General features: G+C 26.9%; 1 protein-coding gene. It reads left to right on the top strand.

Features of this window, described 5'->3' with window-relative positions:
* Positions 1-234, top strand: a 234-nt coding sequence (locus tag BBI10_RS28460; protein ID WP_208600724.1) for a hypothetical protein, incomplete at both ends; no start/stop codon positions are given.

Here is a 234-nt window from a genome sequence, read left to right as displayed (position 1 = left end):
GGGGGGGGGGGGGTAATAAAAAAAACAAAAACACCAAACAAACAAAAAAAAAAAAAAAAAAAAAAAAAAACAAAAAACAAAACAAAAAAAAAACAAAAAAAAAAAAAAAAAAAAAAAACCACCAAAAACCAAAAACCAAAAAAAAAAAAAAAAAAACCCCCCCCACCCAAAACAACGACAATAAACCCACCACCCCCCAAGAAAAGAAAACAAAAAAAACAAAAAACAAAAAAC

The organism is Pseudomonas graminis (assembly GCF_001705435.1).
GTDB classification, from domain to species: domain Bacteria; phylum Pseudomonadota; class Gammaproteobacteria; order Pseudomonadales; family Pseudomonadaceae; genus Aquipseudomonas; species Aquipseudomonas graminis_B.
Note: the sequence above shows the minus strand (reverse complement) of the source record. Positions and strands in the feature narration are given on the sequence as shown.